Source organism: Salinicola sp. LHM (assembly GCF_034479735.1).
In the GTDB taxonomy this organism is placed as follows: domain Bacteria; phylum Pseudomonadota; class Gammaproteobacteria; order Pseudomonadales; family Halomonadaceae; genus Salinicola; species Salinicola salarius.
On record NZ_CP140261.1, the window covers coordinates 2,356,338 to 2,379,216 of the forward strand.

General features: G+C 62.0%; 18 protein-coding genes. 4 read left to right on the top strand and 14 right to left on the bottom strand.

Features of this window, described 5'->3' with window-relative positions; translation table 11 throughout:
• The first annotated feature begins 6 nt into the window (after nucleotides 1-6).
• Complete coding sequence (locus R5R73_RS10940) at nucleotides 7-942, top strand: DNA replication terminus site-binding protein (RefSeq protein ID WP_244179766.1); 936 nt, start codon at nucleotides 7-9, stop codon at nucleotides 940-942.
• 151 nt (nucleotides 943-1,093) lie between these two features.
• Here R5R73_RS10940 and sthA read toward each other — a convergent pair whose 3' ends face one another.
• From sthA to R5R73_RS10990, 10 genes are all read right to left on the bottom strand, one after another.
• The gene (gene sthA / locus R5R73_RS10945) at nucleotides 1,094-2,485 is read right to left on the bottom strand and encodes a Si-specific NAD(P)(+) transhydrogenase (RefSeq protein ID WP_071233091.1); all 1,392 of its coding nucleotides are present in this window, start codon (nucleotides 2,483-2,485) and stop codon (nucleotides 1,094-1,096) included.
• Nucleotides 2,486-2,569: 84 nt separating this feature from the next.
• Complete coding sequence (gene nqrM / locus R5R73_RS10950) at nucleotides 2,570-2,827, bottom strand: (Na+)-NQR maturation NqrM (RefSeq protein ID WP_087719832.1); 258 nt, start codon at nucleotides 2,825-2,827, stop codon at nucleotides 2,570-2,572.
• A complete protein-coding gene (locus R5R73_RS10955) occupies nucleotides 2,824-3,879 on the bottom strand; it encodes an FAD:protein FMN transferase (protein ID WP_071233095.1) in 1,056 nt (351 codons plus the stop codon). The genes nqrM and R5R73_RS10955 overlap by 4 nt, the downstream gene beginning before the upstream one ends.
• Nucleotides 3,876-5,108 (bottom strand): NADH:ubiquinone reductase (Na(+)-transporting) subunit F, encoded by a 1,233-nt coding sequence (nqrF, locus tag R5R73_RS10960; RefSeq protein ID WP_071233097.1) that lies wholly within the window; start codon nucleotides 5,106-5,108, stop codon nucleotides 3,876-3,878. The genes R5R73_RS10955 and nqrF overlap by 4 nt, the downstream gene beginning before the upstream one ends.
• A 63-nt stretch (nucleotides 5,109-5,171) precedes the next feature.
• Nucleotides 5,172-5,792 (bottom strand): NADH:ubiquinone reductase (Na(+)-transporting) subunit E, encoded by a 621-nt coding sequence (gene nqrE, locus R5R73_RS10965; RefSeq protein ID WP_071233099.1) that lies wholly within the window; start codon nucleotides 5,790-5,792, stop codon nucleotides 5,172-5,174.
• The gene (locus tag R5R73_RS10970) at nucleotides 5,785-6,465 is read right to left on the bottom strand and encodes an NADH:ubiquinone reductase (Na(+)-transporting) subunit D (RefSeq protein WP_071233101.1); all 681 of its coding nucleotides are present in this window, start codon (nucleotides 6,463-6,465) and stop codon (nucleotides 5,785-5,787) included. Before R5R73_RS10970 ends, nqrE begins: the two co-directional genes overlap by 8 nt.
• 2 nt (nucleotides 6,466-6,467) lie before the next feature.
• Entirely contained in the window at nucleotides 6,468-7,247 is a 780-nt protein-coding gene (locus R5R73_RS10975; protein ID WP_110630792.1) for a Na(+)-translocating NADH-quinone reductase subunit C, read from the bottom strand.
• On the bottom strand, nucleotides 7,244-8,479 hold the full coding sequence (locus R5R73_RS10980) for an NADH:ubiquinone reductase (Na(+)-transporting) subunit B (protein ID WP_071233103.1): 1,236 nt from the start codon (nucleotides 8,477-8,479) through the stop codon (nucleotides 7,244-7,246). The genes R5R73_RS10975 and R5R73_RS10980 overlap by 4 nt, the downstream gene beginning before the upstream one ends.
• The gene (locus R5R73_RS10985; protein ID WP_110630790.1) at nucleotides 8,479-9,828 is read right to left on the bottom strand and encodes a Na(+)-translocating NADH-quinone reductase subunit A; all 1,350 of its coding nucleotides are present in this window, start codon (nucleotides 9,826-9,828) and stop codon (nucleotides 8,479-8,481) included. The genes R5R73_RS10980 and R5R73_RS10985 overlap by 1 nt, the downstream gene beginning before the upstream one ends.
• A gap of 305 nt (nucleotides 9,829-10,133) precedes the next feature.
• Nucleotides 10,134-11,585 (bottom strand): glyceraldehyde-3-phosphate dehydrogenase, encoded by a 1,452-nt coding sequence (locus tag R5R73_RS10990; RefSeq protein WP_110630788.1) that lies wholly within the window; start codon nucleotides 11,583-11,585, stop codon nucleotides 10,134-10,136.
• A gap of 324 nt (nucleotides 11,586-11,909) precedes the next feature.
• Between R5R73_RS10990 and mfd the strand changes: the two genes are divergently transcribed.
• Entirely contained in the window at nucleotides 11,910-15,359 is a 3,450-nt protein-coding gene (gene mfd / locus R5R73_RS10995) for a transcription-repair coupling factor (RefSeq protein WP_322527521.1), read from the top strand.
• Nucleotides 15,360-15,496: 137 nt separating this feature from the next.
• On the opposite strand, the gene R5R73_RS11000 is transcribed toward mfd, so the two are convergent.
• A complete protein-coding gene (locus tag R5R73_RS11000) occupies nucleotides 15,497-16,621 on the bottom strand; it encodes a metallophosphoesterase (RefSeq protein ID WP_322527522.1) in 1,125 nt (374 codons plus the stop codon).
• A gap of 234 nt (nucleotides 16,622-16,855) precedes the next feature.
• Between R5R73_RS11000 and R5R73_RS11005 the strand changes: the two genes are divergently transcribed.
• Both R5R73_RS11005 and R5R73_RS11010 read left to right on the top strand, forming a co-directional pair.
• Complete coding sequence (locus R5R73_RS11005; RefSeq protein WP_110630782.1) at nucleotides 16,856-18,511, top strand: FMN-binding glutamate synthase family protein; 1,656 nt, start codon at nucleotides 16,856-16,858, stop codon at nucleotides 18,509-18,511.
• 279 nt (nucleotides 18,512-18,790) lie between these two features.
• Nucleotides 18,791-18,952: a hypothetical protein gene (locus R5R73_RS11010; protein WP_157957008.1), complete on the top strand. Its 162-nt coding sequence runs from the start codon at nucleotides 18,791-18,793 to the stop codon at nucleotides 18,950-18,952.
• Between the two features lie 85 nt (nucleotides 18,953-19,037).
• Here the strand turns inward: R5R73_RS11010 and R5R73_RS11015 are convergent, their stop codons facing one another.
• From R5R73_RS11015 to topA, 3 genes are all read right to left on the bottom strand, one after another.
• On the bottom strand, nucleotides 19,038-19,280 hold the full coding sequence (locus tag R5R73_RS11015) for a hypothetical protein (RefSeq protein WP_071233109.1): 243 nt from the start codon (nucleotides 19,278-19,280) through the stop codon (nucleotides 19,038-19,040).
• Between the two features lie 134 nt (nucleotides 19,281-19,414).
• Nucleotides 19,415-19,873, bottom strand: coding sequence for a DUF6586 family protein (locus R5R73_RS11020; protein WP_110630780.1), 459 nt, complete (start codon nucleotides 19,871-19,873; stop codon nucleotides 19,415-19,417).
• A complete protein-coding gene (gene topA / locus R5R73_RS11025) occupies nucleotides 19,870-22,491 on the bottom strand; it encodes a type I DNA topoisomerase (protein WP_322527523.1) in 2,622 nt (873 codons plus the stop codon). The genes R5R73_RS11020 and topA overlap by 4 nt, the downstream gene beginning before the upstream one ends.
• Nucleotides 22,492-22,879: the final 388 nt, after the last annotated feature.

The window sequence follows — 22,879 nt, forward strand, 5'->3', positions numbered from 1 at the left end:
CGCCCCATGGAACTGCAGTATCGCTTGCTGGCCGAGCTGGAATCCGATTTCGATCGTCTGATCGAGGCGGTCGAACAGCTGGCAACGGTCTATGCCAACAATCCGACACCCGCCTGGGCATTGGGCGAGACGACGGTCGATGCGCAATGGCTACGCCGCGCACTGACCGACTTCTGGTATCAGGACGGACAGGACGGCCGCGAGACGCGCAATTACATTGGTGTGGTCGTCGCAACGCCGACGATCATGGAAGCCGTCCAGACGGTCAACCTCGGCAAGGCGCGATTCGCCGCAACGCTGAAACGCATTCGCCAATCCGCCCCTCGACTCATCACCGAGGCCAAGGCTGTGCTGCCTTTCCGGCACCCGGTGCTGCATGATCATCTGCGTGGCCAAGGGCTCGCCCGCCTCCATCTCAAGCAGTGCTGGCGTCAGGTGCCCATTGCCGACGCGCCGTTATCGCGGATCAGGCTGGCGTGGTATACCAGCGGCCGCTCGATCAAGCGCATGAGCGTGGCCGACGCGGAAGCCAGATTGAAGCAGATGGACCTGTCGGCATCCCACATTCAGATCCAGCTGCGCAAGCTCGCCGATATACCAGATGGCGAGCCACTGGCGCAGATCCAGCAGCAGGCACCGGTGATGCGGGCCAATCTCTTCTTCCGCGAAGCGCTGGCGGATGGTCGAATGCGACGCGCCATGAACCTGCCCTTGCCGCTGTTCATTCCGGACCCGGCGCTGAAGATGCCACATCTCAACGATCCACCGGTACGGCCGCCAGCAACGCGAACCCGTGCACGCCGTTCCGATCAGCGACTGGAGGACGATGTCTTCCTGAAAAGCTTGCGCGTCTACCGCTATCGCAACCCGGCGCTGCAGATCGCGCTCGACAAGCAGCGCGAGCAGGACACTGACAGCGGCAGCAACGATCCGCAAGCCTGACCGCTACTCCAGCCCCAGATGGCGCAACGCGGATTGTCAGCGTTCCTCTACCCTGCAGGAAACGAGCCACCAGAAACGCCGTCGCCCCTGACTCGCGAAGCCTCGATGACAAGGCTGCAATTCAGGGGCGAACGACGATCAGGCCGGCCACTCAGAAAAGTCGGTTCAAACCGTTCTGGGCAGCGATTCGGTAGGCTTCAGCCATGGTGGGATAATTGAATGTGGTATTGATGAAGTAGCGTAGCGTATTGGCTTCGCCCTTCTGCTGCATGATCGCCTGGCCGATATGGACGATCTCGGAGGCCTGGTCGCCGAAGCAGTGAATCCCCAGGATTTCCAGCGTTTCGCGATGGAACAGGATCTTGAGCATGCCCGCCGTGTCGCCGGTAATCTGCGCGCGTGCGGTATCCTTGAAAAAGGCCTGGGCGACCTCGTAAGGCACCTTGGCTTCGGTCAGCTCCCGCTCGGTCTTGCCCACGGAACTGATCTCGGGAATGGTGTAGATCCCGGTGGGAATATCATCGACGAAGCGGAAATCCTCGCCGAGAAATTCATCGCTGGCGCTGCGCCCCTGATCGTAGGCCGCACTCGCCAGGCTCGGCCAGCCGATCACGTCGCCCACCGCGTAGATGTGCGGGATCTGGGTGCGGTAGTGGCCGTCGACCTGCAACTGACCGCGGCCGTTGGGCTCGAGACCGATGTTCTCGAGACCCAGATCGTCGGTATTGCCGGTACGACCGTTGGCCCAGAGGAAGGCGTCGGCACGAAGCCGCTTGCCGGATTCCAGGTTGACCACCACGCCGGCCTCGTCGCCCTCGACGCTACGGTACTCTTCGTTGTGACGAATCAGCACGCCGTTGTTGCGCAGCTCGTAGGAGAGCGCATCGCTGATTTCGTCATCAAGGAAGGAGAGCAGGCGCTCGCGGGTGTCAATCAAATCGACCTTGACGCCCAGGCCGGAGAAGATCGAAGCGTACTCCGAGCCGATCACGCCGGCACCATAGATGATCAGCGTCCGCGGAGTATGCGACAGGCCGAGAATGGTGTCCGAGCAGTAAATTCGCGGATGGCGGAAATTGACGTCGGCCGGACGATAGGGCCGTGATCCGGTGGCGATCACGAATTGAGGAGCACTGAGCTCTTCCGCACCTTCGTGATTGTCCCGCACGACGACCGTATGCTCGTCACGAAAGCGCGCGACGCCGAAAAACAGATCGATGCGATTGCGAGAGTAGAACTTGGTACGCAGTTCGACCTGCTGGTCGATCGTCACGCGAGAACGCTCGAGCACCTTGGGAAACGAGAACCAGCGCGGCTCGCCGATATCACGGAACATGCGGTTGGTGTTGAACTGCATGATCTGCTTGACTTGATGTCGCAGCGCCTTGGAAGGAATCGTTCCCCAGTGCGTACAGTTGCCACCGACGGACGACTGCCGCTCGACAATGGCGACGCGCTTGCCATGTTTCGCCGCATTGATTGCGGCACTCTCGCCCGCGGGTCCCGAGCCGATGACCACGACGTCATAGTTGTGAACTGCCATTTGCTTCGCCTACTCCTTACATGATGGCTGGTACGACCTGATTGGATCGTGGCGACCGACAAACGAACCCGATACTGCCGCTACTCAACGTTTGACAGCGTTGTAGCCAAGATCCGCACCGCGATTTTCATCGCTGCGCCGGCGCGCACCAGCGACATTCTTGCGACTCTCTTCTTCACAGACCTTGTCGTTGCCACCGCAGATCTCGCACCCGCTCTTGAGGCCGAGGGTATTGAGACCGCCGCAGGAACCGGCTATGGGCTTGCGTCCGAGGATGACGCCAATCGCCATGCCGCCTACCAACAGCAGCATGATGGCGAAGGCCAGAATCCAGATCGTCATGACTGATTCTCCTCTTCCGAATCTTTGAGATAGTTTTGAAACGCCGTGGATACACGCGTTTCGAAGCCTTCCGGCGTTTTGACAACGAGATAGACCGCCAGGTTTTCACGCTCGGCCATGGCATAACCAGCGTCTGGGCCCAACACATCGATGGCTGTCGCCAAGGCGTCGGCGGTCATGCAGTCAGCCGTGATCACTGTCACGGAAACCAGATGGTGGGTGATCGGGCGACCAGTCCGCGGATCGATGGTGTGAGAATAACGCTTGCCATCGCTTTCGAAATAGTTGCGATAGTCACCCGATGTCGCCACTGCCGAATCATCCAGCTCAATGATACGCTGCACGCTACGTTCGTTCGAGACCGGCTTTTCCACCGCGATCCGCCAAGGCTGGTCGCCGGGCTTGTCGCCTCGTGTACGAATTTCGCCGCCCACCTCGACCAGGTATCGGCTCACCCCCAGGTCGTCCAGCGCCCGGGCGACCGCGTCGACACCGTAGCCTTTGGCAATACCGGAAAGATCCACGTAGACCGGCTTGGTCTTGGTCAGCGTATCGCCATCGAGCTGGAGAGCCCGATAATCGACTTCCTTCAGCGCTGCCGCGATCTCGTCGTCACTGGGCACGCGATCCGGGTGCTTATCCGGGCCAAAGCCCCAGAGGTTGACGGCCGATCCGACCGTGACATCGAAAGCACCGCTGGACATGTCACCCACGCGGATCGCTTCCCGAATCACTTCGGCCGTCTCCGGGGAGAGCTCGAACGGCTCGCCCACTGCTGCCTGATTGAAGCGTGACAGCTCGGAATCGGGCTTGTAGGTCGACATCAGGCGGTCGACGCGATGCAGTGCATCCTTGACCGAATGCTCGATCCTGTCGAGCTGTTCGTCGTCGTAGTCACCGTAGAAGGTCACGTGAAATCCGGTGCCGAAAATCGGCCCTTCCAGCCGGTAGGATTGAGGTTCGCGCTCGCACCCGGCCAGCAGTGCGAATAGCAACAGGGCCAACCCCAGAAGGATCGGCCCCGTCACTCGGCGCTCAAGCCGTTGGATCATCCGCCGAAATCATCCAGCATGATGTTTTCGGGCTCGACGCCCATATCGGTCAGCATCTTGATCACCGAGGCATTCATCATCGGCGGCCCACACATGTAGTACTCGCAGTCCTCGGGCGCCGGGTGATCCTTGAGATAGTTCTCATAGAGCACATTGTGAATGAACCCGGTCGGCCCTTCCCAATTATCCTCCGGCTGCGGATCGGAGAGCGCCAGATGCCATTCGAAGTTGTCGAACTCTTCGGCCAGCTGATCGTACTCTTCGTTGTAGAACGTCTCGCGCCAGGAGCGTGCGCCGTACCAGAACGACATCTTGCGCGTGGATTTCAGTCGCTTGAGCTGATCGAAGATGTGGCTGCGCATCGGCGCCATGCCCGCACCGCCGCCGATGAACACCATCTCCGCGTCGGTATCCTTGGCGAAGAATTCACCGAACGGCCCCATGACGGTCACCTTGTCGCCCGGCTTCAGGCTGAAGACGTAGGTCGACATCAGCCCCGGCGGATGGCTGGATTTCGGGGGCGGCGTCGCGATACGGATGTTGAACTTGAGGATCCCTTTCTCTTCGGGATAGTTCGCCATCGAGTAGGCGCGGATCACCTCTTCGTCGTTCTTGTGCGTGAGGTTGAACAGCCCGAAGTTCTCCCAGTCGCCGCGATACTGCTCCTCGATATCGAAATCGGAGAACTTCACGTCGTAGGGCGGCGCCACCAACTGCACGTAGCCACCGGCACGGAAGGCCACTTCTTCGCCTTCCGGCAGCTTCAGGTTCAGCTCCTTGATGAAGGTCGCGACGTTGGGATTCTCGATGACCTCGCATTCCCACTTCTTGACGCCAAAGACCTCATCCGGGACACGGATCTTCATGTCCTGCTTGACCGGCACCTGGCAGGAAAGGCGCCAGCCTTCCTTCTTCTCGCGCAGAGTGAAGTGAGACTCTTCGGTCGGCAGGATGGAGCCGCCGCCTTCGCTCACCTGGCACTTGCACTGCGCGCAGGAGCCGCCGCCGCCGCAGGCCGACGACAGAAAGATGCCGTTGGCGGCCAGCGTCTGAAGCAGCTTGCCCCCGGCCTGTGTCGTCACGGTGTTGTCAGGGTCGCCATTGATCTCGATCGCCACGTCACCGCTGCTGACCAGCCGGCTGCGCGCGGCCAGGATGACCGCCACCAGCCCCAGCACGATCACGGTGAACATGACGACGCCGAGCACGATGATGGATGTATCAACCATGTCGGGTTCCTATTTCCTTGTTGCGTTGATGTCGTTGCCTGGACGCCATGGGTCTTGCTGGCGTCAAAGCTGGATGCCGGAGAAGGACATGAAGCCCAACGACATCAGACCGGCCGTGATGAACGTGATCCCCAGTCCCTGCAGACTGCCGGGCACATCACTGTACTTGAGCTTTTCGCGGATACCCGCGAGCGCCATGATCGCCAGCGCCCAGCCAGCACCCGCGCCGGCACCATAGATCACCGACTCGCCGAAGGTGTAGTCACGCTGAACCATGAACAGCGAGGCACCCATGATGGCGCAGTTGACGGTGATCAGCGGCAGGAAAACGCCCAGTGCGTTGTAGAGCGCCGGCACGAACTTGTCGAGGAACATCTCGAGGATCTGGACGATCGCCGCGATGACGCCGATATAGCTCAAAAGGCCCAGGAAGCTGAGGTCGATGTTCTCGGCACCTTCGAGGCCAGTCCAGCTCAATGCCCCCGCCTTGAGCAGGTAATTGAGAATCAGGTTATTGACCGGCACCGTGATGGTCAGGACGACGACGACGGCGATGCCCAGACCGATGGCGGAAGAAATCTTCTTGGAGACGGCCAGGAACGTACACATGCCCAGGAAGAATGCCAAGGCCATGTTCTCGACGAAGACCGCCTTCACGAACAGGCTGAGATAGTGTTCAAACATTGGCAGTCTCCTTGATCTTGGCCTTGCTGTTGGCAACGATACGGTATTCCGTCTTCTCGACCTGCTCCGGATTGAGTGTACGCAGCACCCAGATCAGCAGGCCGATGACGAAGAATGCCGAAGGCGGCAGCAGCATCAAGCCATTGGGCACGTACCAGCCACCGTTCTGAACCGTCGGCAGGATGGTCAGGCCAAACACGCTGCCTGACCCCAGCAACTCGCGAACGAAGCCGACGATCAGCAGGATGACGGCATAGCCGAGTCCGTTGCCGACGCCGTCGAGAAAGCTCATCACCGGGCCGTTCTGCATGGCGTAGGCTTCCGCGCGCCCCATGACGATACAGTTGGTGATGATCAGGCCGACGAACACCGACAGCTGCTTGGACATGTCATAGGCATAGGCACGCAGCACCTGATCGACCACGATGACCAGCGACGCGATGATCGTCATCTGCACGATGATGCGGATCGACGACGGAATGTGATTGCGGATCAGCGAGACGAACATGCTGGAGAAGGCCGTCACGGCAATGACCGCGAGCCCCATGACCAGCGATACGCTCATGGAGTTGGTCACCGCCAGCGCAGAACAGATCCCCAGTACCTGCAGGGCGATCGGGTTGTTCTTGAAGACTGGTGATAGAACGACGTCTTTTACGGAGTCCGTAGCCATCTTCACGCTCCTCCTTGGGAATCGTCATGGAATCGGGCGAGGTACGGGGCATAGCCCTCGTTACTCAGCCAGAACCGCAACATGTTGGTGACGCCTCGGCTGGTAAGCGAGGCTCCCGACAGCGCATCGACTTCGTACTCGCCGCTGGCACCGCCTTTCACGAGTTGGATCTGAGGATCCTGGTAGTCGCCATCCTCGTAGATCTTTTTGCCATCCCACTTCGCCTTCCAGCGCGGGTTGTCGACCTCGCCGCCCAGGCCCGGGGTTTCGGACTGGTCGTAGTAGGAAAGCCCCACGATGGTATTGCCATCGCCGCGCACGGACAAGAAGCCTTCCATCAGCCCCCACAATCCCTGGCCGCGAATCGGCATGACGATCTGGTCTGGGTCGTCGGGATCACCGACCAGATAGACGGTGGAGAACTTCTCCTGGCGCCCGATACCCGCGATATCGTCATCGCCCGACAGCGTGCGCGACGTTGCCGGATCTCTGGCGGCGTCGAACTGATCGTAGGTATTCGGATCCAGATCGTCGGAATACTCGCCGGTTTCGAGGTTGACCACGCGTGGCGTGATCAGCTCGGCGTACTTCTCTTCGACATCATCGCCCGGCTTGTAGAGTTCGGTCACCTGCAGGATGTTGCTCTTGCGGTCCAGCGCCTGGTTCTGCAACTGCTTCGGCTTCAACACCACGGCCGCGGACGAGACGACCACCGAGCAGATGACGCAGAGGGAAAATGCGACGATCAGCGTCTTCTTGATCGAGTTGTTGCTCGCCATCAGACAGCCTCCTTCTCGGTGGACGCCAGCGCTGAAAGCCGCTTTTGGCGCCGCTTGATATTCGCCTGTACGAAAATGTGATCGATCAATGGCGCGAACAGGTTGGCAAACAGGATTGCCAGCATGATGCCCTCGGGGAAGGCCGGGTTGACCACACGGATCAGCACGGTCATCACACCGATCAGCGCGCCGAAGATCAGCTTGCCGTTATTGGTCATCGACGCCGATACGGGATCGGTTGCCATGAACACCATGCCGAAGGCGAAGCCACCCAGTACCAGATGCCAGTACCACGGCATCGCGAACATCGGGTTGCTGTCGGAACCGATAGCGTTGAACAGCGATGCGGTCAGGATCATGCCGATCATGACACCCGCCATGATGCGCCAGGAAGCGATGCGCGTCAGCAGCAGTATCGCCGCACCGATCAGGATCGCCAGCGTCGAGGTTTCCCCCACGGACCCCTGGATGAAGCCGAAGAAGGCATCCCACCAGCTGTACTGCTGATGCAGGCCTTCCATGCCATTGAGCGCGGCGTTGGACAGCGCCGTGGCACCGGTATAGCCATCGGCCGGGACCCATACGCTATCACCGGAGATCTGGGCCGGATACGCGAAATAGAGGAAAGCGCGGCCGGTCAGTGCCGGGTTGAGGAAATTCTTGCCGGTTCCACCGAAGATTTCCTTGCCGATCACCACGCCGAAGGTAATGCCCAGCGCTACCTGCCACAGCGGGATGGTCGCCGGCAGCGTCAGCGCGAACAGCACCGACGTCACGAAGAAGCCTTCGTTGACTTCATGGCCACGCTTGACCGCGAACAGGACTTCCCAGAAGCCGCCCACGACGAAGGTCACCAGATAGATCGGCAGGAAGTAGGTCGCCCCCAGCACGAAATTGGCCCAGATGCTGCCCGGGTCGTGACTCCCCGCCAGCGCCATGGTCACCGCTTCACGCCAGCCAGCGATCGCACCGAAGCCATCGGCAATCGCCAGGTTGGCCTGAAGGCCTGCGTTGTACATGCCGAAGAACATGGCCGGGAACGTACAGGCCCAGACCGTGATCATGATGCGCTTCAGGTCGATCCCGTCGCGCACGTGAGTCATGCTTTTGGTGACGCTGGGGGGCGAATAGAAGATCGTATCGACCGCCTCGTAGAGCGCGTAGAACTTCTCGTACTTGCCGCCCTTCTCGAAATGAGGCTCCAGCTTGTCGAGCGTATTGCGAATCCCCATCATCAGGCCTCTTTCTCGATCATGGTCAGGTTGTCGCGCAGGATGGGACCGTACTCGTACTTGCCGGGGCACACGTAGGTGCACAGCGAGAGGTCTTCTTCATCCAGCTCCAGGCAGCCGAGCTGCATGGCCGATTCGATGTCGCCGACGATCAACGAGCGCAGCAGCTGGGTCGGCATGATATCCAGCGGCATGACCTTCTCGTAGGCGCCGATCGGCACCATGGCACGCTCGGATCCGTTGGTCGACGTATTGGGTGCGTAGTTGGGCAGTCCCAGGAACTGGGAGACGTAGATCCCCATGACCGAATGACGGTTGCGACCGGGCGACAGCCAGCCCATGAAGGCGCGCTTGTTGCCCTCTTCCAGCAGCGAGAACTGACGGTGGAAACGCCCCAGGAACTGGCGACTTCCCTCGCACTGCGTACCGCCGAAGATGGATCCGGAGATGACGCGGGTATCTTCCGGTTTCTCGATCTCGCCTTCGAGCAGCTCTTCGCTGCTGGCCCCCAGACGGGTGCGGACCAGGCGCGGATTCTTGGCTCGCGGCCCGCCGATGGCGACCACGCGGGTCGGATCGAAGCGCCCCTCGGCGAACAGCTTGCCGATGGCGATCACGTCCTGACAGTCGAGATGCCATACCTGACGCTGCAGCCCGACCGGCGAGAGATAGTGGATATGCGTACCCACCAGGCCTGCCGGATGGAGCCCCTCGAAGCCCTCGGCCTGAACGCCCTCCAGATCATCGCCCGGTAGCGTCGCGTTGCCGCGGCGAGTCACGAAGACCCGGCCGGGCGTCAGGTGACGGATGACCTGCAGCCCCTGGCGGAAGGCGTCGCTATCGGCGTCGATGATCACCGTGGGATCGGCCGACAGCGGATGCGTATCGATGGCCGTCACGAAGATGTCGGCCGGCACCGCGCCGAGTTCCGGCACGCGGGAAAAGGGCCTCGTTCTCAGCGCCGTCCACAAGCCGGACTCGACCAGTTGATCGACCACCTGCGACCGTGAAAGCGACGCCAACCCATCCACGCCGTGGGCCGTGAAGGCTTCGCTCTGCTCTTCCTCGTCGAGCTTGATGACCACCGACAGCAGGCGACGCTTCTCGCCCCGGTTGATCGCGACCACCTCGCCGGCGCCGGGAGCTGTATAGCGAACCCCGGCCACTTTCTTGTCGGTGAACAACACCTGGCCCCGCTTCACGCGATCGCCTTCACGGACCTCCATGGTCGGCTTCATGCCGACATAGTCGGACCCGAGCAGCGCGACATGGCGCACGGCGCGCCCGTCGTCGATACGCTGCTCCGGCGCCCCGGCAACGGGAAGGTCCAGGCCTCGTTTGACTTCGATCATAGTCTCGCCCAGTTGTCGAATCTGATGTCGATAAGGAAAAAGGTTCGACGGACGCCAGGCATGTCCGACTCCCGCAGCAAGGCTCAGGAAGAACAGGAAGGTGACGTCACGGAATCCGAATGCTTTTCTTATCAGAAAGGGTGACTTCCATGGCCCATGACTTCGATGGACCACGCCGAAAAACGCGCACCATTATAATGATGCCGGCCCCCGAAGACTACTCGCCGGCACGCCGACCCGGCCGCCGGACAACGAAAAAGTCTCGGCAGCGCCGAGACTTTTTAGACTAAAGTTCAATGGACGAATCAGGGCGTGGTCGGCAGGTACCGGTGACAGACGCGGGACATGTACTGCAGGATTCTCACCACCTGACAGCTATAGCCGAACTCGTTGTCGTACCAGACGTAGAGCACCGCCTGCTTGCCGTCGGCGATGGTTGCCTTGGCATCCAGGATCCCTGCATGGCGGTTGCCGACGAAGTCCGACGACACCACTTCCGGCGAATCGACATAGTCGATCTGCTTGTGCATCGGTGAATGCAGCGCCATCTGGCGCAGATACTCGTTGAGCGCCGTGCGGTCTGTCTCTTTCTCCAGCGACAGGTTGAGGATCGCCATCGAGACATTGGGCGTCGGCACGCGGATCGCATTGCCGGTCAACTTGCCGGAAAGCGCCGGCAGCGCCTTGGCTACCGCCTTGGCCGCGCCGGTTTCCGTCAACACCATGTTGAGCGGCGCACTGCGTCCGCGGCGATCGCCCTTGTGGTAGTTGTCGATCAGGTTCTGATCGTTGGTGTAGGAGTGGACGGTCTCGACATGGCCATGGACGATCCCGTATTCGTCGTCGATGGCCTTGAGCACCGGCACGATGGCATTGGTGGTGCATGAAGCCGCAGAGACGATACGGTCTTCCTCGCCGATGGTCTGATGATTGATACCGTGGACGATATTCTTGAGATCGCCCTTGCCCGGTGCCGTCAGCAACACCTTGGCAACCCCCTTGGATTGCAGGTGCTGAGCCAGCCCTTCGCGATCGCGCCATTTGCCGGTGTTGTCGACGACGATGGCGTTGTCGATGCCGTAGACGGTGTAATCGATCTCGGCCGGCGAATCGGCATAGATCATGCGGATGTAGTGACCGTTGGCGATCAGCGCATGGTTTTCGTGATCGATGTCGATCGATCCGGAGAACGGCCCATGGACGGAATCGCGACGCAGCAGGCTGGCCCGCTTCTCGAGATCGTCACCACTGCCGCGAACGACGATGGCACGCAGCCGAAGCAGGTTACCGCCACCGGCCTTCTCGATCAGGATGCGCGCCAGAATGCGCCCGATGCGACCGAAGCCGTAGAGCACGACATCCTGAGGCTCCCCGCCCATGCCGCTGCCGTCGTGAGCACCCACGATGTCGGCCAGCTCGCGCTCGAGAAACGCCACGACATCGCTTTCGCCGGAGTGCTTGAACGCCACGCCCAGTCGGCCGATATCGATATGCGCCGGCCCCAGATTCAGTTCGGTCATGGCTCGCACCATCGGCAGCGTGTCGGCGACCGAAAGCTCGGTTCCCTCGACCTTGCGAACATAACGATGGTTCTTGAGAATCCGCGTCACGGAACGATTGATCAACGACCGCCCGAACAGCGAAGGGATCACGTTGTACTGACGATAGAGCTTACCCAGAAGCGGAATCATCTCTTCCGCGCGAGCCTCGTTGTCCTGCCACTCCTGGAAGACGGTATCGAGCTGTTCCTGACTCACAAGCGGGCCTCTCTCTGATCGAATTGGGGGGTCGAATTGGCGCATCGACAGCGTCGGTCAAACGGATCGCTGGCACTGTCCGCACAGTGGTCGCCAACACTGCCTCAGAGCATCCGCCTGACCAAAAACCCGAGTATTATCTGCATCCTACGAAACGCCCCGCAATCGCCGCGTAGTCGCAAATGTTGTAGTTTCACTACACGGGCCATCGCCGATGCCTGACGTTCGACAACGGCACTCGAGGCAAGAAATGCGGCTCGACACCCCCGCCATTGCGACAGCCTGCTATCATCCCTGCACGTAAATTCGTTCTCCGAAAGGCTCATGTCGCATTTCACACCGCTCGCCCCGCCTCTGCCGACCGGCACGCGCGAAACTACCTATTGCCAACTGCCCCAGGGAAGCGCTACCGCGCTGACGCTGGCGCGCCTGGCCGACGATGCACCACTGCTGGTGGTGACGCCGGACACGGCAAGCGCGCAGCGCCTCGAGAGCACGCTGCGCTTCTATGCCGACGTGCCGGTAATGCCGTTTCCCGACTGGGAAACGCTGCCCTACGACAGCTTCTCGCCACACCAGGACATCGTCTCGGCACGGCTGAGGACGCTGCGGGAACTGCAGGAAGGCACCCAGGGGATCGTGCTGGCATCGATCAATACCCTGATGCAGCGACTGCCGCCACGCGACTACGTGGCCGGGCGCGTGCTGACGCTGGCGACCGGTGATCGGCTCGATCGGGAAAGTTTTCGCGAGCGCCTGTCGCGGGCCGGCTATCGCGCGGTGGAAACCGTCTACGAGCCGGGCGAATACGCCATGCGCGGCTCGCTGATCGACCTGTTCCCCATGGGCACTGACGCCCCGCTGCGCATCGACCTGTTCGACGACGAGATCGACACGCTGCGGCGCTTCGATCCGGATACCCAGCGCACGCAGGACAAGATCGAGCGCATCGACCTGTTGCCGGCGCACGAGTACTCGTTGTCGCGCTCGGCGATCGCCTGTTTCCGGGAAGGGTTCGAAACCCTCTTCGACGTCGATCCGCGGCAGTGCCCGCTCTATGTGGATGCGATCAAGGGCATTCCCTCTCCCGGCCTCGAACAGTACCTGCCGCTGTTCTTCGAGGAGACCGCCACGCTGTTCGAACATCTGGCGGAACAGACGCGCATTGCGCTGCTGCCCGACGTTTTCGAAGCTGCCGAACATCACTGGCTCTCGATCGAAGGTCGCTACGAGAATCTCGGCGTCGACCCGACTCGCCCGCTGCTGCCCCCGGCGAAGGCGTTCGTGCCCGCGGCCGAAGTCTTCGCCGCGATCAAACAGCACCCCCGTCTCGAATTCGTGACCGACTCGGCCTCACGCCACGCCATCGCCAGCGCGACCCAATCACCGCCGGCAGTCGCGATCAATGCCCGCGCCCAGCACCCGCTGGCGACGCTGGAGGCGTTTCTCGATGCTCATCGTGATCTGCGCATTCTGTTCGTCGCCGAGTCCCGCGGGCGCCGCGAAGCGCTGGATGAGGCACTCGCGCCGCTGCATCGGGATATCCCCCATATCGATGGCTGGCAGAACTTCCTGGATGGCAACCAGCCGCTCGCGATCGCCGAGGGGGCGCTGGACGAAGGTCTCTGGCTGGGCGATCCCGCTATCGCGGTCATCACCGAAACCGAGCTCTACGGCGAAGTCGTGCGCCAGACGCGCCGCCGCGCCAAGGCAACCGACGACAACGAGCTGGCCGTGCGCCACCTTTCCGAGCTGCGCCCCGGTGCGCCCGTGGTGCATCAGCATCACGGCGTGGGGCGTTACCTGGGCCTGGAGATGCTTACCGCCGGCGGTCAGGCAGCCGAATTCCTGGCGCTGGAGTATGCCGGCGGCGCCAAGCTCTACGTGCCGGTCGACAATCTTCAGCTCATCTCGCGCTACGCCGGCGCTACCGACGAACTCGCCCCCTTGCACAAGCTGGGCTCGGACACCTGGGACAAGGCCAAGCGCAAGGCGGCCGAGAAAGTCCGCGACACCGCTGCCGAGCTGCTCGACATCTATGCGCGGCGCGAGGCCAGGGAAGGATTCGTCAGCGACATGCCCGGCGAGGAATATCTGCGCTTCGCGGCGAGCTTTCCGTTCGAGGAAACCCCTGACCAGCACGCCGCCATCGAGGCGGTGATCGCCGACATGACCGCGCCGCGGCCGATGGATCGCGTCGTCTGCGGCGATGTCGGTTTCGGCAAGACCGAAGTCGCCATGCGCGCCGCGTTCCTGGCCGTCAGTTCCGGCCGTCAGGTAGTGGTACTCGTGCCTACCACGCTGCTGGCCCAGCAGCACTATGACAACTTCCGCGACCGCTTCGCCGATACTGCCGTGCAGATCGAGATGCTCTCGCGCTTCACTGGCGGCAAGGGGGAAGGCGATGCCCTGAAGCGCATCGAAGAAGGCCGTGCCGACATCGTCATCGGCACCCACAAGCTGCTCTCCAAGTCGGTCAAATTCTCCAACCTGGGCCTGATGATCATCGACGAGGAGCATCGGTTCGGCGTCGCTCAGAAAGAGCGCCTCAAGCAAATGCGCGCCGAGGTGGATATTCTCACGCTGACCGCGACACCCATTCCGCGCACGCTCAACATGGCCATGAACGGCATTCGCGATCTGTCGATCATCGCCACGCCCCCGGCACGACGCCTCTCGGTCAAGACGTTCGTGCAGCAGCGCAACGAGCCGGTGGTCAAGGAGGCGATCCTGCGCGAGGTGCTTCGCGGCGGCCAGGTCTACTTCCTTCACAACGAGGTCAAGACGATCGAAGCCAGTGCCGAAAAGATCCGCGAGCTGGTGCCGGAAGCCCGCGTCGGCGTGGCTCACGGCCAGTTGCCGGAGCGCGCCCTCGAACGGGTAATGTCGGACTTCTACCATAAGCGCTTCAACGTGCTGGTCTGCTCGACCATCATCGAGACCGGCATCGACGTGCCCAGCGCCAACACCATCATCATCGAGCGCGCCGACAAGTTCGGCCTGGCCCAGCTGCATCAGCTGCGCGGCCGGGTCGGACGCAGCCACCATCAGGCCTATGCCTACCTGCTGACGCCGCCGCCCAAGGCGATGACCAAGGATGCGATCAAGCGGCTCGAGGCAATCAGCCAAAGCGACGATCTCGGCGCCGGCTTCACGCTCGCCAGCCACGACATGGAAATCCGCGGCGCGGGCGAACTGCTCGGCGACGAGCAGAGCGGCCAGATGGAAACCATCGGCTACAGCCTCTACATGCAGATGCTCGATCGTGCGGTCAAGGCGATTCGCGCCGGCAAGACGCCCAATATCGAAGCCCCGCTCGATGAGGGCACGGAAATCAGCCTCAACCTGCCGGCGCTGATTCCCAACGACTACCTGCCCGACGTTCAGCAGCGCCTGATCATGTACAAGCGCATCAGCAGCGCAGCCGACGAGGGAGCGCTGAAGGAACTGCAGGTAGAGATGATCGACCGCTTCGGCCTGCTACCGGCGCCGCTCAAGGCACTGTTCCGCCAGACGAGGCTGCGCCAGCGTGCCGAGCGCCTCGGTATCGCCAAGCTGGAAGCCGGAGCCGAACGCGGCCGGGTGATCTTTGGCCCCGACCCGCAGGTCGACCCGATGACGCTGGTCGAACTGATCCAGCGCCAGCCGGCGGAGTACAAGCTCGACGGCGCCGACACGCTGCGCTTCCACGGCGACATGGAAAAGGAAGAAGATCGCTTCCAGCGCATCGACACGCTGCTGGATATCCTCAACCGCAAAGCCAAGGCGGCCTGAGCTGCGAAAAATTAGACCGCGGCTATTCCACGAAAACGTCAGCGACATCATCGCTGGCGTTCTTTTTTACAGCGGCCCGACGCCGCCGTGGCTCGTGGCTCGTGGCTCGTGGCTCGTGGCTCGTGGCTCGTGGCTCTTCAGTCTGCCCGGCGCAGCCAAATCCGCGTGATCTCGGCGGGCGCGCCAAAACGCATCGGCGGCCCCCAGTAGCCGGTACCCCGGCTGGTATAGACCCACATCCGCCCCTCCTTGCCCAGCCCGGCCAGAAAGCGGTTGGCACGACGCGCCAGCAGGCTCCAGGGCCATATCTGTCCGCCGTGAGTATGGCCGGAAAGCTGCAGGTCGAACCCGGCCTCTGCCGCCACGGGCGCGGAATTGGGCTGATGCGCGAGCAGCAGGCGCGTCGCGCCCGGCGGTATGTCACGGGCAGCCAGCGCCGGGTCGCTGCGATGCGCCGGGACGTAGTACCCCGCCGACAGATCGGTAATGCCGGCAACGGCCAGTACCGCCCCGTCATGCTCGACAGGGTCGCACTCGTTGATCAGCACGCGCATGCCCAGACGTTCAAAGGCGGCGACCCACGCCTCGGCCTCGCTGTAGTACTCGTGATTGCCGGTCACGCAGAATGCGCCATGGCGAGCTCTCAAGTTCGCCAACGGCGCCAGGTCTTCTTCCAGCTCCGCGACGCGGCCATCGGTCAGATCACCGGTTATCGCGACCAGATCCGGGGTCAGCGAATTGACCCGTTCGACGATGCGCTGCAAGTGCTGGCGCTTGATCGTCGGGCCGATATGCAAGTCGCTCAACTGAACGATCGTCAGCCCCTCCAGCGCAGCCGGCAGCCCGACCAGCGGCACCGACACGTCGACGACCCGTGGCACTCTTCTCGCCTGCCACACCGCATAGATCGACAGCACGGACGATGCGATCAGCACGCCCCAGGCGCTACCGGTGACCAGCAAGGCCGTCGGCGCAGTCGCCACGTGCCATGTCGCGAGCAGAATGTCCCGGGCCAACGTGAACAGCAGCAGAAAGGAGAACACCCCCGTCATCACGGCGACCGGCCAGGCGAACCAGCGACCGTTGAGCCAGGTTACCCGGATCACCCAGGGCATCAGCAGCGCACTGGTCAGCAGGTAACCGGCCCCGACGACGTTGCTCCAGATGCCCAGCGAAAGTTCGGGCAGCAGGCGCCAGCCGACATAGCCATGCAGCACGAGCAGGACCAGTCGCAGACGTAAAAACGATCGATGATGTCGCAAGTTCAAGCATTCCTTGCATTGAATGAGCGAAAAACCGGCATGCCGGCACGCGGCGACTCGACATCCACTCCCGTTCTCCCGGCGCGAGACATGGACGCAACTGCCTCAACGTAGTAACGATGCCTCAACGTAGTCCCGCGTGACATTGGCCGCAACGCAAGGCGTTGCGCTATCCTTGGCGGTCGCGGCAGCCCCAGCCCGCCGCGATTTCACCTTTCTGGAGCCGATGTTTGCATGAGCTACGCTACTGGCCTTTCTCGTCTACCGTCACGTAATGCCGTTTTCATCGCCAGCCTTTGCCTGCTGGCCGTTTCCCTCGTCGGGCTTGCCTCATCCTCATACTGGTGGTGGGGCGTGGTCATCTTCGGCGGCCTGTCCTGGCTCGGGATTCACGATATCCGTCAAAAGCACCGCACCGTCAGCCGCAACTATCCCATTCTGGCGCACTGTCGCTATATCCTCGAGTCGATCGGGCCGGAGATTCGTCAATACTTCATCCAGTCCGACCTCGACGAGCGTCCGTTCTCCCGGGAGCAGCGCGCCGTCGTCTACCAGCGGGCCAAGAACGAGAGCGACAAGAAGCCCTTCGGTTCCTTGATCGACATGTATGCGCCCGGCCACGAGTGGATCAACCATTCACTGCGACCGACCCATATCGACGACAGCGACTTCCGGGTCCAGATCGGCGGTAGTCTCTGCAGCCAACCTTACTCCGCCAGCGTGTTCAATGTGTCGGCCATGAGTTTCGGCTCGTTGTCCGGCAATGCCATCGAAGCGCTCAACGCCGGCGCTCGCAAAGGCAAGTTCTATCACGACACCGGCGAAGGCTCGATTTCTCGCTATCACCGAATTCACGGTGGAGATCTGGTCTGGGAGATCGGCTCCGGCTACTTCGGTTGTCGCCACGACGACGGCAGCTTCAATGAAGAGCGTTTCGCCGCCAACGCGCGCGACGAACAGGTCAAGATGATAGAGATCAAGCTGTCGCAGGGCGCCAAGCCGGGCCACGGCGGCATCCTTCCCGCCGCCAAGGTCACCGCCGAGATCGCCGAGGCGCGCGAGGTGCCCATGGGCGAGGACGTGGTCTCCCCTGCCGGCCACAGCGCTTTCTCCACGCCGCTGGAGCTGATGACCTTCATCGGCCGCCTGCGCGAGCTGTCCGGCGGCAAGCCCATCGGCTTCAAGCTGGCCATCGGCCATCCCTGGGAGTGGTTCGCCATGGTCAAGGCCATGCGCGAAACCGGCCAGCGCCCCGACTTCATCGTCGTCGACGGTGGAGAAGGCGGAACGGGAGCCGCACCGCTGGAGTTCATCAACCGTCTGGGCGTGCCGCTGACCGAAGCGCTGATGCTGGTGCACAACACCCTGGTCGGCGCTGGGTTGCGCGAAGAGATCAAGATCGGCGCCGCCGGCAAGATCACTTCCGGATTCAACATTGCCCGGACCCTGGCGCTGGGTGCCGATTGGTGCAATGCTGCACGCGGCTTCATGTTCTCGCTGGGCTGCATCCAGGCACTCAACTGCCACTCCGACAAGTGCCCCAGCGGCGTGGCGACCCAGGATCCCAAGCGCAGCCGCCACCTGGATGTCGCCGACAAATCCGAGCGGGTCTACAACTTTCACCACAACACGCTCAAGGGCTTGGCCGAGATGCTCGCCGCCGCGGGCCTGCAACATCCCGCGGAACTGGGGCCTGAGCATATCATTCGGCGCGTGTCCGCCGACGAGATCCAGTCCTACGACAAGCTGTTCACTTTCCTGAAACCGGACGAACTGCTCGAAGGCAACAGCGAGCACACCGTCTTCCGGAACTACTGGGAAGAGGCGCGCTCGGACTCCTTCCTGCCGCCCGCTCAACTGGCCGAATTGCGGCTGACCAAGCTGCGCTGAACGCCGACGTCAGCTCTCGGCTTCGCCAAGGCCGGCGCTGGGTGCCGCCCAGCACCGGTCACTGGTCACTGGTCACTGGTCACTGGCAAGTGAAGGCTCGCCACCGGCCCGCCTTACGCCAGGGTTCGTCAACAGACCTGACACGAGCAAACCCTTGCAAGCGTTATCATCGTGCGCCGCGTGAATCCCGTAGACTTGCAAGCGCCGCAGCGGCCCTCGCGATCTGTATAATGCGCCGTCGACGAATCCCATAATCTCGATGCAGGAGCCAGCCGCTCTATGGCCAATTACGCCTGGACAATTTCGATGCTCGCGATGACCATCGCTTTCATCACCTTCTTCACTTTCAGCGCCACCCGGCGTCGCGTGCTGTTGGTGACCGCACTGACATCGGCCGTCATCGCCGTGATCATGGCACTGGTAGCGGGCCTGATGCAGTAAGGGACACGGCGGTCCGCGTCGGTCAGCACCCCCGGTCGCGGCAGGATCGCGTCACCGTCTCACGGACCAGAGGGCGCAGAGCCGGCTAGTGAACGGTCGCCGGCGCTTCTTCGGCGGCATCTTCTTCATCACCTTCCCACAGATGGGTTCGAGTGATCGCATGGTCGAGCATCTCGCGGGCCACGTCGAAGCGACTGCGCCGCAACAGCTCGACGGCCTCTTCGGAGAAGCGGATCGAGACGAGCGGCTCACCCGTTGCCTCTGCCGGTCGCAGCACCACTTCTCCGTTGGCAAGTTCGACGATTTCCAGAATCGCGATATCGGACACGGCTCACCTCTCTTGTCACTCTCTTTCATGGAGTGACGACTCGAATAAAAGAACGGGACCAATAAAAAACGACCAGAGCCTGGGCCCCGGTCGTTGATGTCTGGATTCAGGCTAACACGTTTACCCCGAGCCAGTCACCACTCGCTGCTACCTTCACGCAGTGCCGGCAGCAGCGTCTTGAATTCACGGTGGCACCAGCGCAGCGTATCGCCCAGCGATGGGGCGCCGGCACTGGCAATCAGCCCTGCCCGTGCATCGCGGCGGGCCACGCCGTCGGCGCCGTGCAGCGCCTGCAATCGCGCCAGCAGCGTCCCCAGCCAGCTTTCAGGATCACGGGACAAGGCCCGTAGCCGTTCGAGCTCGGCCACATTGACGTTCGTCGCCCGCAGCCACGCCTGCCAACCGTCGTGGGGCAGATCGGTATGCTCGGTGACTTCTCGCAGCACGGAATCCAGCGCCAGTTCCAACTGGCCCAGCGCGGCCTCCTCCAGCGCCATGCGGCGCGCCGTCGCGTGCTCGTCGTTGCCCGGCTCGACCGCCAGCAACAATTCAGCCTGATAGAGCAGCTGATTGGTACGGGCCACCGAGGTCATTTGCGCTTGTCCTCCACCTGCCAGCGGCCATCTTCGTAGACGGCCCGCCAGCCGGTTGCCTTGCCCTCTTCGTCGGTCATGACGAACTGGCTCTTGGTCTTGCGCGAGAAGCGGATCTGAGCCGGCCGACCGTCAGGATCCTCGCTCGGCGCTTCAAGCAGAAAATGGTACTTCTCGGGCAGAGCGTCGGCGTGCGCCTTCAGCTCCTTGACCAGCGGCGGACGGGTTTCCCTGTTCTTGGGGAACTGGCTGGCCGCCAGGAACAGACCGCTGGCACCGTCGCGCAGCACGTAGTGATCGTCGACCTTCTGGCAAGCCAGCTCCGGCATCGGAATCGGATCCATCTTGGGTGGTGCGACTTCGCCGCTCTTCAACAGCTTGCGGGTATTGCCGCAGCCCTCGTTGGTACAGGCGAAATACTTGCCGAAGCGGCCGCTCTTGAGCTGCATTTCGGAGCCGCACTTGTCACATTCGATCACGGGACCATCGTAGCCCTTGATCCGGAAACGCCCCTGCTCGATTTCGTAGTAGCCGTCGTCATCGTTGCTGATATAGAGCTTGCGACCTTCATCGATCAGGTAACTGTCCATCGCCGTGCCGGTGTTCGGGTTACGACGCTTGGCGCGCAGCGCTTCCGTCTCGGCGGCCTCGTCGGCATCCGCGGGTACGGCTTCCTCTCCCGGGATCAGATCGATGGTCGTCTTGCAGCGCTCCTTCGGCGGCAGGTTGTAGCCGGAACAGCCCAGGAACACGCCGGTCGACGCGATGCGAATCTGCATCGGGCGGCCACAGGTCGGGCACGCGATATCGGTTTCGATGGGCTCGTTGGGCCGCATGCCATCCTCGCCTTCGGCACGCTCCAGCTTCTGCTTGAAATCGGCATAGAAGGCATCGAGCAGCTTCTGCCACTGCTCATGGCCCTCGGCGACCTCGTCGAGCCGGTCCTCCATGCGGGCAGTGAAGCCATAGTCCAGCAGGTCATTGAACGATTCCACCAGGCGATCGGTCACGATCTCGCCGAGCTTCTCGGCATAGAAACGCCGGTTGTCCAGCTTGGCGTAGCCGCGATCCTGAATGGTGGAGATGATCGCCGCATAGGTCGACGGGCGGCCGATGCCGCGCTTCTCGAGTTCCTTGACCAGGCTTGCTTCGGTGTAGCGCGCCGGCGGCTTGGTGAAATGCTGCTGCGGGTCGATCTGTTCGACCTCGAGCGTCGCGCCTTCGCCGATATCGGGTAGTTGCGCCTGCTCGTCCTTCTTGGCCACCGGCTTCATCACGCGGGTATAACCGTCGAACTTGAGCACCCGGCCACGGGCCTTGAGCTCGAAGCCGGCCGTTTCGATGGTCAGCGTGGTAGCAAGATATTCCGCCGGCACCATCTGGCAGGCGACGAACTGGCGCCAGATCAGCTCGTACAGCCGTTGGGCGTCGCGCTCGACGGGCAGATCGTCGGCCCGCTGCTTGACGTTGGAAGGACGAATGGCCTCGTGCGCTTCCTGAGCGTTCTGCTTGCTCGAGTAGCGATTCGGCGCTTCCGGCAGATAGCGCTCACCGAATTCGGAATGAATGTAGTCGCGCACGCCTTCGACTGCATCCTGGGACAGGTTGGTGGAGTCGGTACGCATGTAGGTGATGTAACCGCCCTCGTAGAGCCGCTGGGCCAGCGTCATCGTCTTCTTGACGGAGTAACCCAGTCGACCGCTGGCGGCCTGCTGCAGCGTCGAGGTAATGAACGGCGCATTGGGCTTGGAGCTGGTCGGCCTGGTTTCGCGGCTGGTCACGTCCAGCGTGTCCTGCCGCAACGGCGCGATGCGATCGAGGGTCTCTTTCTCGGAAGTCGGGCGGAAAGTCTCGCCATTCTCGCGGACCACCTCGAAGCGGATCGGTTCGCCGTCGGCGGTGACGAGATCGGCGTGGACGTCCCAGAACTCTTCCGGGTTGAATGCCCGGATAGCGCGCTCACGATCGACGATTAGCCGTACGGCCACCGACTGCACACGGCCGGCGGAGAGGCCACGAGCCACCTTGCTCCACAGCAAAGGCGAGACCATGAAGCCGACTACGCGATCCAGAAAGCGGCGGCTCTGCTGCGCCTCGACTCGGGCGATATTGAGCGTGCCGGGCTGCTTGAAGGCTTCCTGGATGGCATTCTTGGTGATTTCGTTGAACACCACTCGCTTGTAGCGCGAGTCGTCGCCACCGATGGTCTCCTTCAAGTGCCAGGCGATCGCCTCTCCCTCACGGTCCAGATCGGTCGCGAGATAGATGGTATCGCTCTTGTCGGCCAGCCTCTTGAGCTCATCGACCACCTTCTCCTTGCCCGGCAGGATCTCGTAATGGGCCCGCCAGCCATGTTCGGGGTCGATACCCATGCGCCGAACCAGTTGATCCCACTGCTTCTGCTTCTTGTACTCCGCCTTCTCTTCCGGCGACATCTTGCGGGTGATCGCCGCCTGCTTCGCGCGCTCCTTGGGATCGCTGGCCTGCTTGGAAGAACCGCTGGTCGGCAGATCACGAATATGCCCGACACTCGATTTCACCACGAAATCGTTGCCGAGATACTTGTTGATGGTCTTGGCCTTGGCCGGCGACTCGACGATAACCAGTGACTTGCCCATAGCGCTCCTGCTTCTTTATATATAGCGGCGGTCCCAGCCGATGGCGTGCTCGATGGCAGGGAGTGGGGCCGACCGGAAAATCCGCCTACCCTACCCTAGCCTTTCCCATGGCGCCAGCCGTAGCTTGACTTTGACCAACATTGACGGTGCGATGTCAATGGCCATTCACAATGGGGCTGACAAGACGGATTCCAAGTCGCGCCGTGGCGTCGTCTCGGGTTTGTGGGACTTTTCGTCCATGTCGCACCCGGCGCTCGCGCGCTACACTCGACTCCGTAACGTCATCGTCGCGAAAGGCCTCTAGGCTGAAACGTCAACAGCCCATCGGATGCTGGTGGCGATCCATTCGCCATTCGATGCCGAAAGCAGGCGTCTGGCTGAAACGCCA